This is a genomic window from Exiguobacterium sp. HVEsp1, from assembly GCF_002009685.1.
Taxonomy (GTDB): domain Bacteria; phylum Bacillota; class Bacilli; order Exiguobacteriales; family Exiguobacteriaceae; genus Exiguobacterium; species Exiguobacterium profundum.
The window spans coordinates 2,486,324-2,503,963 of sequence record NZ_KV917367.1; the positions used below are offsets into that span (position 1 = coordinate 2,486,324).

19 protein-coding genes are annotated in these 17,640 nt (G+C 47.3%); 11 read left to right on the top strand and 8 right to left on the bottom strand.

Annotation, left to right across the window (positions count from 1 at the left end):
• Positions 1-7 precede the first annotated feature (7 nt).
• Positions 8-460 carry a MarR family winged helix-turn-helix transcriptional regulator gene (locus BV910_RS12660; protein ID WP_078147618.1) on the bottom strand — a complete coding sequence of 151 codons (453 nt, stop codon included), beginning with the start codon at positions 458-460 and terminating at the stop codon, positions 8-10.
• A gap of 115 nt (positions 461-575) precedes the next feature.
• Between BV910_RS12660 and BV910_RS12665 the strand changes: the two genes are divergently transcribed.
• The gene (locus BV910_RS12665; RefSeq protein ID WP_012727286.1) at positions 576-932 is read left to right on the top strand and encodes a DUF2200 domain-containing protein; all 357 of its coding nucleotides are present in this window, start codon (positions 576-578) and stop codon (positions 930-932) included.
• Positions 929-1,387 carry a DUF1801 domain-containing protein gene (locus BV910_RS12670; RefSeq protein WP_078147619.1) on the top strand — a complete coding sequence of 153 codons (459 nt, stop codon included), beginning with the start codon at positions 929-931 and terminating at the stop codon, positions 1,385-1,387. Before BV910_RS12665 ends, BV910_RS12670 begins: the two co-directional genes overlap by 4 nt.
• A gap of 183 nt (positions 1,388-1,570) precedes the next feature.
• On the opposite strand, the gene BV910_RS12675 is transcribed toward BV910_RS12670, so the two are convergent.
• Together BV910_RS12675 and tnpB are read right to left on the bottom strand one after the other, a co-directional pair.
• Positions 1,571-2,947, bottom strand: a complete 1,377-nt coding sequence (locus BV910_RS12675) for a methyl-accepting chemotaxis protein (protein WP_078147620.1) — start codon at positions 2,945-2,947, stop codon at positions 1,571-1,573.
• A 152-nt stretch (positions 2,948-3,099) separates the two neighbouring features.
• Positions 3,100-4,188 carry an IS200/IS605 family element RNA-guided endonuclease TnpB gene (tnpB, locus tag BV910_RS12680; RefSeq protein ID WP_078147621.1) on the bottom strand — a complete coding sequence of 363 codons (1,089 nt, stop codon included), beginning with the start codon at positions 4,186-4,188 and terminating at the stop codon, positions 3,100-3,102.
• 425 nt (positions 4,189-4,613) lie between these two features.
• Here tnpB and BV910_RS12690 point away from each other — a divergent pair, with 425 nt between their 5' ends.
• The 3 genes from BV910_RS12690 (at position 4,614) to BV910_RS12700 (ending at position 7,750) form a co-directional block, all read left to right on the top strand.
• Positions 4,614-5,255 carry a TVP38/TMEM64 family protein gene (locus BV910_RS12690; protein WP_078147622.1) on the top strand — a complete coding sequence of 214 codons (642 nt, stop codon included), beginning with the start codon at positions 4,614-4,616 and terminating at the stop codon, positions 5,253-5,255.
• A 215-nt stretch (positions 5,256-5,470) separates the two neighbouring features.
• A complete protein-coding gene (locus tag BV910_RS12695; RefSeq protein ID WP_240499857.1) occupies positions 5,471-6,091 on the top strand; it encodes a polysaccharide deacetylase family protein in 621 nt (206 codons plus the stop codon).
• Positions 6,092-6,217: 126 nt separating this feature from the next.
• Entirely contained in the window at positions 6,218-7,750 is a 1,533-nt protein-coding gene (locus tag BV910_RS12700) for a methyl-accepting chemotaxis protein (RefSeq protein WP_168169873.1), read from the top strand.
• 38 nt (positions 7,751-7,788) lie between these two features.
• On the opposite strand, the gene BV910_RS12705 is transcribed toward BV910_RS12700, so the two are convergent.
• A complete protein-coding gene (locus BV910_RS12705; RefSeq protein WP_078147625.1) occupies positions 7,789-8,646 on the bottom strand; it encodes an SDR family oxidoreductase in 858 nt (285 codons plus the stop codon).
• Between the two features lie 146 nt (positions 8,647-8,792).
• On the opposite strand from BV910_RS12705, the gene BV910_RS12710 reads away from it, so the two are divergent.
• The 3 genes from BV910_RS12710 (at position 8,793) to BV910_RS14835 (ending at position 10,505) form a co-directional block, all read left to right on the top strand.
• On the top strand, positions 8,793-9,221 hold the full coding sequence (locus tag BV910_RS12710) for an Rrf2 family transcriptional regulator (RefSeq protein ID WP_078147626.1): 429 nt from the start codon (positions 8,793-8,795) through the stop codon (positions 9,219-9,221).
• Positions 9,222-9,338: 117 nt separating this feature from the next.
• Positions 9,339-10,256, top strand: coding sequence for a TerC family protein (locus BV910_RS12715; RefSeq protein ID WP_031422317.1), 918 nt, complete (start codon positions 9,339-9,341; stop codon positions 10,254-10,256).
• A gap of 87 nt (positions 10,257-10,343) precedes the next feature.
• Entirely contained in the window at positions 10,344-10,505 is a 162-nt protein-coding gene (locus BV910_RS14835) for a hypothetical protein (RefSeq protein ID WP_012727301.1), read from the top strand.
• A gap of 45 nt (positions 10,506-10,550) precedes the next feature.
• On the opposite strand, the gene BV910_RS12720 is transcribed toward BV910_RS14835, so the two are convergent.
• Positions 10,551-11,267, bottom strand: coding sequence for a peptidoglycan DD-metalloendopeptidase family protein (locus BV910_RS12720; protein ID WP_078147627.1), 717 nt, complete (start codon positions 11,265-11,267; stop codon positions 10,551-10,553).
• A 191-nt stretch (positions 11,268-11,458) separates the two neighbouring features.
• Positions 11,459-11,935, bottom strand: a complete 477-nt coding sequence (locus tag BV910_RS12725; protein WP_074035791.1) for a DUF305 domain-containing protein — start codon at positions 11,933-11,935, stop codon at positions 11,459-11,461.
• Positions 11,936-12,100: 165 nt separating this feature from the next.
• On the opposite strand from BV910_RS12725, the gene BV910_RS12730 reads away from it, so the two are divergent.
• From BV910_RS12730 to BV910_RS12740, 3 genes are read left to right on the top strand one after another with little or no spacing between them, the layout of a single operon-like run.
• Positions 12,101-12,442 (top strand): hypothetical protein, encoded by a 342-nt coding sequence (locus BV910_RS12730; protein ID WP_143404792.1) that lies wholly within the window; start codon positions 12,101-12,103, stop codon positions 12,440-12,442.
• Between the two features lie 25 nt (positions 12,443-12,467).
• Positions 12,468-13,142 (top strand): response regulator transcription factor, encoded by a 675-nt coding sequence (locus BV910_RS12735; RefSeq protein WP_078147628.1) that lies wholly within the window; start codon positions 12,468-12,470, stop codon positions 13,140-13,142.
• A complete protein-coding gene (locus BV910_RS12740) occupies positions 13,139-14,548 on the top strand; it encodes a sensor histidine kinase (RefSeq protein ID WP_168169874.1) in 1,410 nt (469 codons plus the stop codon). The genes BV910_RS12735 and BV910_RS12740 overlap by 4 nt, the downstream gene beginning before the upstream one ends.
• Before the next feature lie 17 nt (positions 14,549-14,565).
• Here BV910_RS12740 and BV910_RS12745 read toward each other — a convergent pair whose 3' ends face one another.
• Positions 14,566-15,510 carry a F510_1955 family glycosylhydrolase gene (locus tag BV910_RS12745; protein WP_078147630.1) on the bottom strand — a complete coding sequence of 315 codons (945 nt, stop codon included), beginning with the start codon at positions 15,508-15,510 and terminating at the stop codon, positions 14,566-14,568.
• 58 nt (positions 15,511-15,568) lie between these two features.
• Positions 15,569-17,581: a heavy metal translocating P-type ATPase gene (locus tag BV910_RS12750; protein WP_078147631.1), complete on the bottom strand. Its 2,013-nt coding sequence runs from the start codon at positions 17,579-17,581 to the stop codon at positions 15,569-15,571.
• Positions 17,582-17,640 lie beyond the last annotated feature (59 nt).

Below are 17,640 nucleotides of genomic sequence, written 5' to 3' on the forward strand. Positions count from 1 at the left end.
GCTCCTCTCAGTATTCTCGATACTTGCCTTTCTTCACTTCGGCCCAATCTGTTTCAACATTACGTCGTACTTTTTTCAAAAGGCGTAACAACTCCTCACTTTCTTGCTCGTCGAGTCCTGATAACGCGACCGATGTAGAATATTCATGTTCCCGAATGATGAGCGGGTACAATGTCTCGCCCTTCTGCGTCACGTATAACCGTTTGATTTTCTGGTTCTCTAAATCTGACCGTCTCTCAATCCATCCCTCTTGCTCCAGTTTCTTGATGGCACGTGCGGCGGTCGTCCTGTCTACCTTAATCAACTCTGCCAGCCGCTCTTGAATGATACCTGGGTGTTCAAAAATCCTAACGACGTACAAGTACTTCCCTTTTTCTAAACCGAGTGCCTTAAATTCAATGTTGCTGATTGAATCGAGGGCACGCGCAATCATCCCGATCTCTCGTAAATGGTCATGCATCATTAGACACCTCTACTTTTTTGTTGCAAACGCAACAAAACACTTTATATAAGCGTATCGTAATTTGTGAGAGAATGGAAGTAAGAATTTTCGCTAAGAAGGAGATGAATGAAAGATGGGTCACCGAATCTATACGACGAGTTTCGCGAGCGTTTATCCACTCTACGTCGCCAAAGCCGAACGCAAAGGACGGACGAAGGAAGAAGTCGACACCATCATCGAATGGTTGACCGGTTACGATGAGACCGGACTCGAACGTCAGATAGCCAATCAAGTCGATTTTGATACATTTTTCGCTTCAGCACCTCGTCTCAACGAAGACCGCGCCCTCATCAAAGGCGTCGTCTGTGGGGTTCGTGTCGAGAACGTCGAAGAACCGCTCATGCGTGAGATCCGTTATTTGGACAAACTCATCGATGAATTGGCAAAAGGAAAGAAAATGGAGAAGATCTTACGAGGAGGCGAATCATGATGGATGTGACAGCACTCGTCGACGAGGCACGGCTCGATTCATTTATTCATCTGCTCGAGGTCATCGATGATCATTTACCTGGCGGATTTGAAAAAACGACGGACGGACATGGTGTCCATTACGTCGTTCCACTCGATCGATATCCGTCCGGGTATCATGTCACACCGGGGACGCCACTACCGTTTATCAGTGTAATCGCGCAAAAGCGCCATGTCGGACTGTATCACATGGGCATTTACGCCGACCCTGAATTACTCGCTTGGTTCGAACGGGAGTATGCGAGTCGTGTCCCGACGAAACTTGATATGGGGAAAAGCTGTATCCGTTTCAATAACGTGCAGCGAATCCCGTTTGACTTGGTCGGAGAACTCGTCGAGAAGATGACTGTCGAGGAATGGATTCAGCACTACGAAGGACAACGAAATAATAAAAGAGGCTGGGACATAACCCAGTAAATTTATAAGAAAGAGGCCCCATGAGCGACTTGTTCGCTCACGGGACCTCTTGTCATTTTTATGGGTTCGTGCATTTCGGACTAAACAGGAAAGAAGGGGTCCAGCCACCGAAAATCGGTGACCGGACCCCTCTTTTTATCAAAAATTTTTAAAACCGGTTAGTTATGTCCCCGCCTCTTTCATTTACACAGTAAATCGATTCGTCATCTCTCGCATCTCATCCGCCATATTCGATAATTCTTGAGCGGCTGCCGTAATTTCTTCCATTGATGCCATCTGTTCTTCAGTAGCTGCTGATGTGTTCTCCGTTTCTGTAGCAGTCGATTCAGTAATTCCTTGAATCTCATTCACGGAGTTCAACACTTCTGTCGCTCCCGCCGCCATTTCTTGTACAGCACTGGACACTTTTTCTATTTGTTGCCCGACTTCTTCAATGGCTACTTTAATTTCATCAAACGCAACACCTGTCTGCCGCACGTTCGTCACACTCTGTCCCATATCACCTTCTACGACATGCATCGTCTCTACGGCATGCTTTGTTTCTGTCTGTGTATGATGAATTAAAGAGGAAATTTGTTTGGTCGCATCGGCTGATTCTTCTGCCAGTTTTCGTACTTCTGCAGCAACGACTGCAAACCCACGTCCCTGATCTCCTGCACGCGCTGCCTCGATTGCTGCATTTAATGCAAGTAAGTTCGTTTGCTCTGCAATTCCTGAAATGGTCCCACTGATTGTACCAATCTCTTGAGAACGAGTATTAAGCTGCTCAATGACTTGTTGCAACGTCTTCACTTTTTCATTCATCGCTTCAAGCTGATGTTCAAGCGTTACGATTAGCTCATTCCCTGATTGTACTTTGTCCAATGCCCCTTCCGATAATACAGTCATCTGTTGAGCACGATCAGAGACTTGGTGAATGCCATTCGTCAAGTCTGAAAGGGTACCATTTGAAGACTTTACCCGTTTCAACTGATGGAGTGAACCTGAAGCGATTTCTTCCATCGTCACGGCTACCATCTCTGTCGCTTTTGTCGTTTCTTCTACGTTATTTTTCAAATCGTCCGATGAAGTTGCAACACGCCCAGAAGTCGAAGTCACTCCACCAATCAACTCTCGTAAACTTTCTTTCATCTGATTGAATGACTGTGCGAGCGCCCCGATTTCATCGCGTGATGTGTATGTGCTATTGACTGTCAAATCCCCTTCACCGGCACGACTCATCAATACGTTCAATTCTTTCACCGGACCAACCACAAGGCGCGTGATGTAGACGCCTAACCCAATTGAAAGCGCAGCTCCCAAAATGACAAGACCCCAAAAGATAAACACAGCACCCTCTCGATCCGACCGCATCGTATCACTGGCCGTTTCCGCATCCACATTCAACTGATCCATAACTTCTTTCGCTGTCTCAACAAGCGCAAGTCGAATTGGACGTAATTCTGTTCCATATTGTCGGTAAGCAGATTCGTTTTCATTTCGTAATGCAGGTTGCAATACGACGTCTATGCTTTCCAAATATGCGTTCGTCTCTTCATTCAGCTTTTCGATTCGACTCATTAATTCAGGATCTTCTGTCGAAATCGAATCAGTGAACTACTCGCCACTTATTTGCTTCGCAAATTGAAGTGGGAGCTTCTTGGGAAGACCGCACTTTTACTAGCCACGATTGTTTACCAAGCTCACCGGGCAGTCCCTGCCCTGAATGGTTGTCAGTCAGCCAACATCAATAGGTTGAGGCTCGCGTTGATGTCACGGTCATGATGCGCGCCACAGGCACACGTCCATTCACGGACATCTAATTTTTTCTTCTCGCCTTTTTCGCCGCAAGAGGAACAGATTTGCGTCGATGCGTACCATTGGTCGGCCTTGATGAGCGTCCGTCCGTAGAAGTTTGATTTGTATTCAAGCTGGCGGACGAACTCGTACCAACTGACGTCGGCAATCGATTTGGCGACCTTGTGGTTCTTCATCATGTTCTTCGATTTCAATGTCTCCACGACGATGACTTGGTTCTCGTCAACGGTTCGTTTTGACAATTTGTGAAGGAAGTCTTTGCGTTGGTTTGCGATTTTCTCGTGTTTCTTGGCCAAAAGTAATTTGGCTTTTTCACGATTCTTGCTCCCGATCTTCTTACGAGACAGAGCGCGTTGCGCCTTCTTGACCTTCTCTTCGGACTTGCGAAGAAAGCGAGGGTTGTCGATCTTCTCAGAAACCATGTCATCATTTGTCATGATGGCGAAGTGTTCTAACCCGAGATCGATGCCGATCTTGTTCTTAGCCGGAATCCATTGCTCGTCATCCTGATTGACAAGGATGGAAACGAAGAACTTGCCTGTCTTCGTCATCGAGATTGTCGCGGACTTGATGATCCCCTCGAAAGAACGATGTTGTTCGAACTTCACGAAGCCGATTTTAGGAAGTCTCACCTTGCCGTTCTCGATGCGGATCGTACCGTGCTGGTTGTTCGTCGTGTAGGAGGCGCGCGACCGTCGTCTCGATTTGAAGGTCGGGAAGCCGGCCGTTCCGGCGAAGAACTTCGCGAACGCGGTGTCGAGGTTCAACTTCGCGTTCGCGAGCGCGAGGCTGTCCGCCTCGGCGAGGAACGGGAACAGGGGCTTGTAGGATGCGGGTGTCGCCGGATTTCGTCTCGTCACGATCCCCGCTTTCGCCTCATCGCGGATGGCGATGCGGTCCTCGAGCAGCTTGTTGTAGATGAACCGGGCGCAGCCGATCGTCTTGATGAGGAACTCGGCCTGTGCAGGCGTCGGGTGGAGCCTATATTTGTAGCCTTTCAGCATGTCCGTCCCTCCTCCCTCCAGCAGATCGTGATATGTCCTCCTCATCCGATACCCACGGAGGGGGAGGGAGAATCTGACGGAATAACGAACTTTTGTTCGTAACATCTGTCATAGGGAGAGAAAACTGTTGGACCGGGCGATTCATCTCCCACCTACGCCGGGCTTCGCCCCGAGACGCTTAGAGGAGGGAGAATTCTCGCCTGATTTAGTTAAATTTTTCATCATTTTCCCTCCCATTCTATTTATCGTGTCGAATTTGTGAAAAATGAAGCAATGTTTAGAAAGCCTTGACCTAAGTTTCGATTCAGATAGCTGCCTCTTTGCTCCATCTCGTTACACCTTTTGTAAGCCGGCTCGCATTTATGTTGCATGGAGATGCAGTATACTAACATCAGATACATTCGGTTACGAAAGGAGCGGACAACTTGTCACGACCACTTAAACTCACACTCTTTCTTCTCGTGTTTGGATCTTTGTTCTATATCACCCATTTCCACTATGAGTTGCGTCCGTCTGACATCCGGGACATCGTCTTGTCATTCGGATTTTGGGGTCCACTCTTCTTTATTTTTCTTTATGCCATCGGTCCGGTCGCATTTTTACCGACATCCGTCCTCTCGCTCGGAGCCGGACTCGCGTTCGGCGTATGGCCAGGTGTCCTCTATATCATTATTGGTGCAACTGCTGCTGCGACGACCGGTTATGTGATGGGGCGTTTTTTCGGACGCTCAGTCATCAACGTCGACCGCTATCCATGGTCAGAGAAACTGTTCACACAAATGGAGCGTCGTGGCTTTTTATATGTATTTGTCCTCCGGCTCATCCCGCTCGTCAGTTTCGACTTACTCAGTTATGCCGGCGGAATCTCACGTGTTCGCTTCCGTGCCTTCGTACCGGCGACCGTGCTCGGCATGATTCCAGGTACGTTCGCCTACAGCTTCCTCGGGGCGAGCCTCGCCTCAGGCAGTGTCACTACGATCTTCATCGCCGCGCTCGTCTTCGTCGGCTTGATTGTCGTGACGTATATCTTCCGGGAACCGGTGAAAAAGTGGTTAGGCCTAAATTGAAAAATCGATTCTCCTATCTCACTAAAAGGCATTTGAACACACAATCCCTTTTATTGTAAATTATATGTGGGAATAATATCCACATATACTATTTAAAGGGGAATCACCACGTGTTTAAAAAAGTTATCGCCTGTCTTCTAGTTATTTTCATGTTATGTAGTTCGTCTGTTTCAATTTCAGCAAAAGAATTTCATTCTCGATATAATAAAGGAGAAATGGTCTATCTAACCTTCGACGATGGACCAAATCAATACACACCGAAGTTGCTCGATGTCTTAAAACGATATGATGTGAAGGCAACTTTTTTCATTTTAGGCAAGAAAATCAAAGGAAATGAAGCCATTCTCCAACGAATCGTGGACGAGGGTCATACAATCGGATTACATAGTATGACTCACGATAAGAAAACATTTTATCGTTCCCCTCAAACCGCAGTAAATGAGATGAAACAAGTTCAACAATTGATTTTTGATATCACCGGCGTAAAGTCAACGACCATTCGCGTCCCTTATGGAAGTGTGCCTCATATGACCAAAGCACATCGTCAAGCGATGGAAAAGGCCGGTTTTGACATGTGGGACTGGAACGTTGATACGCTCGATTGGAAATATAAAAAGGATCAAAAAACGATGCGCTATCAAACGATCAAACAAGTACGTGCTCATCGCGCTTACTATCAAGCATCTATCGTCTTGATGCATGATCACGCCACTTCTCCAGAATCACTCTCTTATATGCTCAGACATTTGACACGTGAGAAGTTTCTCTTTTTGACGACGGATCAAGCAAAAAAACCGTATCATTTCTATAACAAGTGGTACGGCACATCACATTGATTACCTCAATCGGAGCCCTGTGCTCCTTTTTTTGTTCCAAATGTGCAATCTATATTAACTTCCGTCAACTTCATCCGATATGTATAGAGCTACAACAAATGAACACGAGAATGTGAGGAAAGAATGATGAGTTTGATTAAAAGAAATCAGTTGATGTTGTTGACGACGTTATTGATTGTGATGACGTCGGTTGTTGTCCATTTGCTACATCGTTTCACGGAATTTGCCTATGCGTATACGATTCTGCGAAACGGTGCGGACGGTTACGTGTACTCCGGAGTAACATGGGTCTTGTTCGCCCTTCCAATCATCTTCTTTGGAATGATGATCGTCACCGCTAAGCGAGAATCCGTAGCATTTCCTTATTGGATGATGCTGACACTCACCTTCGCAAGCATCTCGACCGTTGCTGGAGGACAAGGACTTGTTGAATATCACTTCTCCATTTTTGTCGTCTTGGCGATTTTGTCGTTTATGCGTCGCATCGACTTGATTTTGTATAGTGCCGGAATCTTTGCTGTGCAACATCTAGTCGGATACTTTTTAATCCCTGAGATGATTTGTGGAACGAGCGACTATCCGTTCAGTTTACTACTCGTCCATGCCGTGTACTTGATTCTTCTGAGTGTTGTACTTGTCGCCCAAATCCACTTCCGTAATAACGAGACGCAACATGCCGAGGCACAGGAGCAAGAAACACGACAGTTGTTACAACAAGCGATTCATGATGTCAGCGCCCTCGTTCAATCGTTAAACAGTCACGCCGAAGAGCTTGAATCTGCCGCTAACCAGTCTCTTGAATCTGGTGAGCAAATCGCTGTCACGGTCGACCCGATTGTCGCGCATGCTTCATCCCAACAAGCCTCCATGGTGCAAGGGGCAGATGAAATTCACTCGATTCGGTCTTTGACAGCGCTCATTCAAGAACGAATGGCTCAAACGGCCGCAGCATCCTCGCGCATCGCTAAAGATGCCCTTGCTGGGAACAAAGACATGCGACTAATGGAAACAAAAGTACAAGAAATCATTACCGAATCAGAACAACTCGACCGGATTGTTGCGACGATGTCGAATCGTTCAAATGAAATCCAAGGAATCTTGCAACAAGTCGGTTCCATCAGTGAACAGACGAACATGCTCGCCTTGAATGCATCTATTGAAGCGGCTCGTGCCGGTGAGGCTGGACGAGGATTCGCCGTTGTCGCCTCCGAAGTCGGGAAACTCGCTGTCCAATCGCGTGAATATGCATCCGAGATGACCCGAGTCCTCGGTGGATTGATGGAAGATACGACCGTCGTATCCAAATCAGCGCATCTTTTCAAACAAGCGACCGAAAACTGTCAAACGGTCACGAACGATGTGACGGCTGTCTTTGGCCGTCTTACAGAAGATGTATCAGAAATCGACGAACAAATTGCTTCGATTCAAGAGACACGCCAGCGGGTCACGACACAGATGGAAGCACTCGAAACACGACTTGAATCGACGAAATATGCGGCGAATGAACTTCAACAACAGATTCACCATGTTGCCGCAGCAACGGAAGAGCAAGTCGCTATTCAAAAAGAACTCAGCTCGATGTCGGACCGACTCGCTCTAACCGCGAATTCGCTTGAAGACGTGACGACTCAACTCGAGGATCACGCCACTCGCGCCTAACACAAATGCCCTCGACCAAGTGGTCGAGGGCATTTTACTTATCGGTCGAGCAATTGACGAATTCCTTCTTGAAGAGGTGTGACCGGGCGTCCGAGAACCGGTTCGAAGTCACTCTCATGAATTTCGAGCGTTCCTTGACGAATGCTTCGCTGAATCCCCGCAAGAATCGCAACGACTTCCTCTGGCAATCCAGCCCCGCGCATCACCTCTTCGTATGCCTCGAGACTCAACTCCTGCATCATCACTTCACGACCTAACACTTCACTGAGCGCGTCTACAAGATCTTGCTGGGTATGAAGTGGTCCTGATAGTTCATAGACCGCATTGTCCTGCTGTTCTTTTAACAGAACATTCGATGCGGCTTCCGCATAATCTTGTTGTAGAGCCCAACCGACTTTACCGTCCCGAGCCGCCGTGATCCATGGCGCCCCGTCAATTACCGCTTGAATGCTTGATAACTCGTTTTCTAAGTACCAGTTGTTCCGTAAGAACGCATGTGGAATACCGGACTCGACAATCGCTTCCTCTGTGACGACATGTGGAGGTGCCATCAAGTTCTCACTGTCTGTCGCATCGGCTAGACTCGTGTAGGCAATGAATGAAACACCTGCCCGTTTCGCCGCCTCAACCGCGTTCGTATGTTGACGAATCCGCGTATCGTTATCGCCATCTGCCGAGATGATCAAAAGACGCTCAACACCTTTGAACGCTTCATCGAGTGTGTCTGGCTGATCAAAATCACCATGTCGCACATCAACGCCACGCTCTTTAAGAGACGCCGCCTTCTCCGGATTCCGTACACTTACAGCGAGCTCACTCGCATCAATCGACTTGAGTAGTTCCTCTACAATTTTCGAGCCGAGTTTCCCCGTTGCTCCTGTGACTAAATATTTCATTCTTTTTCCTCCCCTAACCTGTAATCGAATCACTTACATGTAATCATGATAATTACAGGTAACTGATTTGTCAATTATTCTTTCCCTGTTATACTAAGCATGTAACAAAGTTGTTTACATCTATAAAAACCGAAAGGGAGATATTTATGACAATCAGTAGTCGTTTTTCGGTTGCCATCCACATGCTGACTCTTGTTGCGCTTTCACCACCAGAAGTGATTTCATCAGATTTTTTAGCGCGGAGCGTAAATACAAACCCTGCTCTTATTCGAAAAATCATGGCCATGTTAAAAAAAGCAGAATTGATTCAAGTTAAACCAGGTGTTGCTGGTGCAATTCTTACTAAACCACTAAACACCATTTCACTTCTTGAAATTTATCAAGCCGTTGCTGTCGTCGAACCAAATGAACTGTTCGGAATTCATGATCAACCAAATCCGGCTTGCCCGGTCGGAAGAAACATCCAAGCAACGATTGAGCCCATTTTTATAACAGCTCAATCCGCCATGGAACGAGTCCTAGAGCAAATTATGCTTGCAGATGTTGTACAAAACATTGAACAAAGTATAGATTGAGGAATAAACAACCACTCCTTTTCGAGTGGTTGTTGATTTTTACGCTTGACTTTGAGTTCTTATGAACTTAAATTAAATATATAGAAGTTCATATGACCTTAAAAGGAGGAATTGTTGTTGACCCTACTCATCGGGTTCTTACTCATCGTCATCTTCATGCTCGCACTTGACCTCGGGGTGTTCCACCGTAAAGCGCACGAAGTCTCGCTCCGCGAAGCATGGACATGGACGTTTGTCTGGATTGGGATTGCCATCGCATTCGGAGGATGGTTGTTCTTCACGCAAGGAAGTACAGCCGCAACGGAATATGCGAGCGTCTACTTTATCGAAAAGGCACTTGCCATTGATAATGTCTTCGTCTTCTCACTTGTTTTTGCCTATTTCGCCATCCCACTCAAGTATCAACACAAGGTACTGTTCTGGGGGATTCTCGGAGCGATTTTCTTCCGCGCCGTCTTCATCGTCGCTGGGGTATCCCTTTTAGAAAACTTCGGATGGGTCTACTACGTCTTCGGAGCGTTCCTCGTTTATACAGGATGGATGATGTATAAGAATATCGGGAAAGACGAGTCACTTGAAGAAAACAAGACGATTCGTTGGCTCGAGCGACGCCTGCCCATCACACAAGACATCTCATCCGGAAAATTCACGAAGCGCATCAATGGGAAGTTGTTCTTCACGCCACTCTTCATCGCGCTCATCTTTATCGAATTGTCGGATATCGTCTTCGCTGTCGATTCGGTCGCCGCGAGTTTTGCGTATTCACGTGACCCGTATATCATCTTCTATGCGAACATCATGGCGATTCTCGGACTTCGTAGTCTCTACTTCGTCCTCGCCAACTTGATCGACCGCTTCTACTATCTGAAACACGGTCTCAGCTTCATGCTCGTCTTCATCGGGGCGAAGATGATTTTGGGTGATGTGTACAAGATGCCGATTTGGATGTCTCTAGGAACCATCGTTCTCGTCATCTTGATTAGCGTCCTCTATAGTTTCTACAAAACGAAACCTGGTTCGTCCAAACACGTATAATGAATCAATCAGTCCATTTCGTCGGTGTTCTTTCTTTGAAAATCGGGTAATCATTGAGGTGCACAACTACAGAAAAGGGGATTCACTATGTTTGATCGGATTGGCCTCATGAGTATCGGTCTCGTCTTCGGGATCATCCTCATGTTACTCTTCAACAACCTGTTCGGATTGGTGTTCGGTGTCGTCCTTGGTGTCAGCCTCATCGCCGCCAACCAAATCGAGCGAAACAAACAAACGACATGGCATTAACCAAAAAGCACGCGCTCCCATTGTTTGAGAACGCGTGCTTTTATGTCAAAACATGGTATACGGATTGATACTGTTGGCAGGAGATGAACTGCTATACACATAGCTGTTCCGATGCACCTCGAAGTGGAGATGATTCCCGAACGAGTTCCCGGTATTCCCGACCGTTCCAATCGTTGCTCCTTTTGCTAACGTCTGTCCTGTAACGACATTGAGGCGATCAAGGTGTGCATATACAGTAATATATGTTTGTCCATTCAACTGATGGCTCATCATGATGTGGTTACCGTAAGCCCCATAGTTCCGAGAAACGATGACTTTTCCATAAGCGGCTGACACGACCGGTGTTCCTCTTGGAGCAGCCAAGTCGATACCGTTATGGAACGTATAACCGTACTGCCCGCTCGCCGGACCATACTTTTGTGTCAACGTCCCTTTTGTCGGGATGATCATTTTCGCAGTTGATGTGGTTGAAAGCGTGGAGACACTGTACTTCTTCACATATGTACTGGATACGTAGCGGGATGTCCCGTTGAAATTGATTTTTGTCCATCTCCCGCTCACGCCGAGATATTTGAAGGATTGTCCCAACTTCGCACTGCCGACGATTGCATACGTCGTGCCCGGGCCCGAACGGACATTTAAACTGTTAGTCGTGACTTTGACATAATACGTGGTAGCAGCTTCAGCCGGGGTACCTGTCGGAGTGAAGATTCCGACTGTGAGAAGAACGGCACAGAAGAGAGAGAGCATCTTTCGTTTCATAATGTGGAAAATCCTTTCAATTATGTATTTAAATTTTATATTATCTAACTGAAAAAATTTTACCACCAAAACGAACCGACAAATATGTCATTTATATTTCAAATAAAGGAAGACAAATTATAACTTACTTTCTTTATTTTTCCTTTTCAACATACAAAAAATGCACAGCCGTTTTCGACTGTGCATGTCTGTTACTCACGATTTTCCTCGGCGTTCTCCTCTTCATCCTCTAAATCTTCAATCAATCGCTTCATCTCTTCAATTTCACGGCGCTGTGCCTTGATGATTTCTTCAGACAATTCTTTCACGCGTGGGTCTTCAATTTCAGCGCGTTCACTTGTCAAAATGGCAATCGAGTGGTGAGGGATCATCGCTTTCATCCAACTGACATCATCGACGGTCGTCTGGCTACGTACGAGCCAAAGCGAGGCACTGAAGACGAGAGCACTGACCCCTAGGATGATAAAGTTAACTGTTTTGTTCTTATACATCCCCCACATGAAGAGAAGCATGACGAACGCCATGACCGATCCCATGATGAGTGCCATGTACAACCTCGTCTGACTAAAGAAGATATGATTGAACTGAAACACGTTCAAATACATGAGCCAATACATAATGAATGTCGAGACCGCAATCATGATTCCAAATTTACCGTACTGTTTCATCTTATTCATCCTTTCTTATTGTGCGTATAAAAACTCTTTTACCTACTTCTTCTATACTCAAACCCGCCTATTTCTCGGTCTAATCGTACTCTTAACGCTTTTCACTTCTTTTTCACAAACATCGGGTACACTAGTGAAATTGAGTTCATGCAAGGAAGGAGAACGATGATGCAAGAGCGGACATTGCGTGACGTACTGGCAACACTTGATTCTGTTTTATCTTGGTCTTATCTCGATCACCCGGAAGAAATGACAATTCGCGGAATCGGAACGACACCAGAAAAAATAAATAAAATGTTTTTATATATATGCAAGCGCCCAATCAATGAACGTGGCGTCGATTTAGTGAGGGCCGCCATCCGAAATGGTGCAGTAGCCATCGTCACGGATCGACCGATTGACGCGAGAGTACCCGTCATTTACTGTCGAGACGTCGAACGCGCACGTGAACAACTACAGACTCTTTTCGCCATGGAAGGAAATCACGCAAAGCACACGGAACGATAATAATAAGAGGAAGGAGGAATACAAGATGAAGATTCTCATCGTAGACGATGAAGAAAAAATGAGACATTTGATTCGTTTGTTTCTTGAAAGTGACGGCTACTTTTGCATCGAGGCGAGCGATGCCCGTTCCGCACTCGACAAAATCGAAGAGCGACCGGATCTCGTCCTTTTAGATATTATGATGCCGGAAGTGGACGGCATCTCACTTTGTCGTCAGTTAAAGACGATGGATCCGGCATTACCTGTCGTCTTGTTGACGGCACGTTCAGACAACGAGACCACCATTCAAGGGCTAGATGCCGGAGCGGATGACTACGTCACCAAACCGTTCGATGGAAATGTGTTGCTCGCTCGAATTCGAGCCGTCCTGCGAAGAAGTCGGGTCGTTAACCTACAATACGGTCCACTCCGTTACGATGAAGAGAGTGGGCGCATCTTATATGAAGAACAGGAAATCATTCTGACGCCAAAAGCAACAGCCATCTTGAAGCTATTTCTTCAGCACCCGAATCGTTTGTTCAATCGCTTAGATTTGTATGATCTCGTCTGGCCGTACTCTGCCGAATCTGACCCCCGTACAGTCGATGCACACATACGCATGATTCGAGAAAAGTTAGGGGACGCAGGCTTTCCAATCGATGATTATTTGAAGACGGTATGGGGACGTGGGTATCGATGGACCGAGGAGCGTTCCGGATGAGACGCAGTCGTAATAGCTTACCGTTCCGAATCAGCCTCGTCTTCCTGTTGTCTACGTTGTTGATAGAAGGAGTCTTATTCTTGCTCCTTTACCACACACTACTTGGGGAACGCGTGACAGAAGAAGTCCATCGATTAGAATCACGGGCTGAGAGTCATGCGAATGTATTGGCGATGAACTTTTCCGAAGAGACAATCGGTCATGTGGCTACCATGGAAAGTGAGACGGACACAAAAGTTGCCATCACTGACCCAGCACATGATCTTCTTCAAACGTCCCGTTCTTTTCCACAGGTACTGGTCGATACCGTCGAAACGAAACGACGTGCAGGTCCATTCGATGATACGACTGTTCTAGAGGACGACTGGGAAAACGAGCCGTATTTAAGCGTTCGTACGCCGATCACGGATGATCTCGATACACGGTATGGGTACGTCTACATGTTTTTACCGACTGAGATCATTCATGGAATCAGTCATCGCCTTCAGTTGCGATTTCTGTATATCACGACCATCGCACTGGTGACGACCGTGCTGACCTTCATCCTGCTGAGCCGCCTCATTTCGAAACCAATTCAGTCACTGAAACAAGCGACCGAGAACGTACTGACGAATCCCGATAACCTACAGCTACCAACGAATCGCGTTGACGAAATCGGTGAGTTGGCTCGCTCCATCGAGGCCATGTCCGTGGAGTTGGCTCGCTTACGTCGCGAACGACATCAATTTTTGTCCGATCTCTCACATGAAATCAAGACCCCTCTCACTTATTTGAGGGGATATGCCGAGATTGCTTCGAAAGAAAGCACACCCGAACCGCTACGCAATCAATCCATCCAGACAATTTTAGATGAGAGTCGTTCGCTCACAGAACTGGTGGAAAATGCGTTTCAATTGGCTCAACTCGACGAAAACACGTTCTTGTTACATCGAGAAGAAGTTTCTGTCACGACGTTTTGTGAGGATTTACGACGAATGCTCGATACGATGTTCCGAATGACGACGATTCGGTTCGCTGCTTCTCCGAACATAGAACAAGTAGACATCACGCTCACATTGGATCGACATCGCATGCTTCAGGTCTTCCGGTCCATTGCCCACAACGCGATTCAGCATAGTGAGGCGACACATGTTTCACTTCATTCTAATACTTCAGACGCTTATCTCGTCTTGACCATCACTGACGACGGAAAGGGAATTCCTGAAGAAGATCTCCCACACATTTTCGACCGTCTGTACCGTGTTGAAAAATCACGATCTCGTCAAACTGGTGGAAGCGGACTCGGACTCGCCATCGCCAAGCAAATCGTCACACGGCATGGTGGGACGTTGACGGTATCTTCGGATACAACAGGTACCTCGTTCACCGTCGCCCTACCACTCAGCAAAAAGACGCCTCTCCAGTAATGGAAAGGCGTCTTTCGTCAGTCGAGTTCACCTGCATCAAGTTGTGTCTGCCACTTCTCGTCTATGAGCTCATATACGCTATTGTCAGATGTGACGAGCAGCATGCGCTCCTCTTTGATCGCCAATTTAATCGGCACAGCATCCGCTTGAAACTCTGGAAGATCGAACGTCTCTGTAGACTCATCGTCTAGATTGAAACGAACCCCTTCGAAAGAACCATCTGTCTGTCGTACGTATGCCAACTGCCCCTCATCCGCTCCGACCGTAATCACCTGTTCTGATTCAACGAGTGGCTCGAACGAATCTCCAAAGTCCTTCGAAACGAGGATACCGGACGGTCCGTATAAGAAGACCCGCTCCGCTTCCGTCGCGTCGGCGACAATCCCTGCCACCTGCTCACCCTCTACCCCAGATCCTCGCATCGACTCGAACGATCTTCCGCCATCGTCCGAACGATAGAATCCAGGTTCTAGCTCTGACGTCGCTTCCTCAAGGTAGACGTACAACATTTCCGTCGCATAACCCGCACTCATGTAATGAAAGTCTGCCTCTCCCTCCAGTGCCCGTACGTCTAATGTCATGCCATGGTCTTTCCCGTATAACACACCGAGTGGATTTTGGAAGTCGGTACGTCGGTCGGGATGACCACTTGCATAAAATCCATCCTCGACGAGTTCGAATCCCATATAGTCATGACGATTCGTCGGAAGTGTATACCAGCCATCTTCACGATATTCCATCAATCCGGCATGCGTTGCAATGACCGGACGGTTATCGTCTTGCCAAAATCCAGCCCCGTGAATATGAGAAACCGTTTCATCGGATCTCACACGCTGCCACTCGTCTTTTGTAGTTGTCGTCACGTTCTCGGATTGACTCGTGTCCGACGGTGCTTCTTCCGTTCCACAAGCCGTTAAAAGCAGTGGAGTCAGGAATAGTGATAGTATCAACATTCGTTTCATCTTGATCCCTCCATCTCTAGCATCCCGTCTAGCATACGTGCCAAAGATGAAAAAATTGTTAAATCTTCAGAAGTCGGGCGTTGATTGCGACAATAACTGTGCTTAAACTCATCAAGACGGCACCGATGGCTGGGGACAAGATGATACCAATCGGGGCGAGTACCCCTGCTGCAAGCGGGATAGCGACGATATTATACCCTGCGGCCCACCATAAGTTTTGAATCATCTTTTGATATGTGTTCTGTGAAAGTTCTAAAATCGATAGCACATCTTTCGGATTACTGCGGACAAGAACGATGTCAGCCGTCTCAACAGCAACGTCTGTCCCGCTACCGATTGCAATACCGACATCCGCTTGTGCTAAGGCAGGTGCGTCATTGATTCCATCCCCGACCATCGCTACTTTACTGCCATCTTTTTGGACGTCTTTTACTTGGTTCGCCTTGTCGTCCGGTAATACTTCGGCATACACGTCATTGATGCCGAGCTGACGCGCCACCCAATGTGCGACCTTCTCGTTGTCACCCGTCAACATGATGGAACGGATACCTTTTTCACGAAGTGCCTCGACAGTCTCCTTCGCTTCTTCCCGTACTAAATCGGCCATCGCGATCATCCCGACCCATTCCCCGTCCTTCAAAACAAAGACGACGGTCTTTCCTTCTCCCGAGAGTCGTACAAACGTCTCCTCATCTATTTGAATGTGTTGAGCGCGGATATATCGCGGACTGACAACTTGAACATGCGCACCGTCAACCGTTCCTTCCAATCCAACACCTGTCATCGAACCAAAGTCGTCGACAGCCGCCAGTTTCAATTCCCGTCTCTCGGCTTCTCTTAAAATCCCTTGCGCGAGAGGATGTTGCGACTCACGCTCAACTGCTCCTGCGAGTTGCAACACGTCTTCTTCTGTATAAGACGAGCTCGCCTGTATGTCCGTGACTCCGAAATTTCCTTCCGTCAGCGTACCGGTCTTATCGAAAATGACGGCATCGAGGCGACGCGCCTCTTCAAATTGAGTCCGATTGCGGATGAGAAGACCTTGTTTCGCCGATAATGCTGTCGAAACAGCGACAACAAGAGGTGTCGCCAGTCCAAGTGCATGGGGACATGAGATGACCATGACCGTTACCATCCGTTCAACCGCCGTCCCGACCGAATATCCGAGCATGAACCAAACCGTGAACGTGATGACTCCAGCGGCAATTGCGATATAGAACAAATATTTTGCCGCCCGATTCGCCAAATTTTGAGCCCGTGACTTCGATTTTTGTGCCTCACTCACCAATTCAATCACTTTTGACAAGTACGTTCTTTCTCCCGTACCAATCGTTTCAATCGTCAAGCTCCCTTCTTGGTTGATCGAACCCGCAATGACATCTTCACCTTCTGTTTTTTCGACCGGTACCGATTCGCCGGTCAACATCGACTCGTCGATGGTCGTTCGTCCTTTGATGATTTTCCCGTCCACGGGTACCTGCTCCCCCGGTTTGACGAGGATTCGGTCTCCTTCCTTCAGTTCAGAGATGGGAACGTCTTCCGTTTCTTCCCCATTGATGCGATGCGCCTCGTTCGGGAGCAGTTGTACGAGTTGTTCTAACGCATTTGATGCCCCCATGACCGAACGCATCTCAATCCAGTGACCGAGTAGCATGATCACAATCAGTGAAGCGAGTTCCCAAAAGAAGTCATGCCCACTTCCGTATCCAAAGACGACAGCTGCGCTATAAAAGTAAGCGACGCTAATCGCCAAGCCAATGAGCATCATCATGCCCGGGCTACGCTCTCGTAGCTCTTCCACACTTCCTTTTAAGAATGGCCATCCGCCGTATACATATACAATCGTCGCCAATACAAATAAGATTGTCTTTTCAAGCGGAAAATCGAGTTCAAACCGCAGCCATTCTTGAATCATGTCCGATAACAATAAAATCGGAATCATCAGTCCGAGCGATATGAAGAAACGTCGTTTGAAATCATCAATCATATGCTCGTGTCCGTGCCCGCCATGATGAGACTCGTGACTCTCCTCATGATGTTCATGATGTTGATCGTGCGTATGTTCCATCATTCATCCTCTCCTTTACACGGTTTTTATACCCCTATGCGGTATGAGATTAAACAGATTTG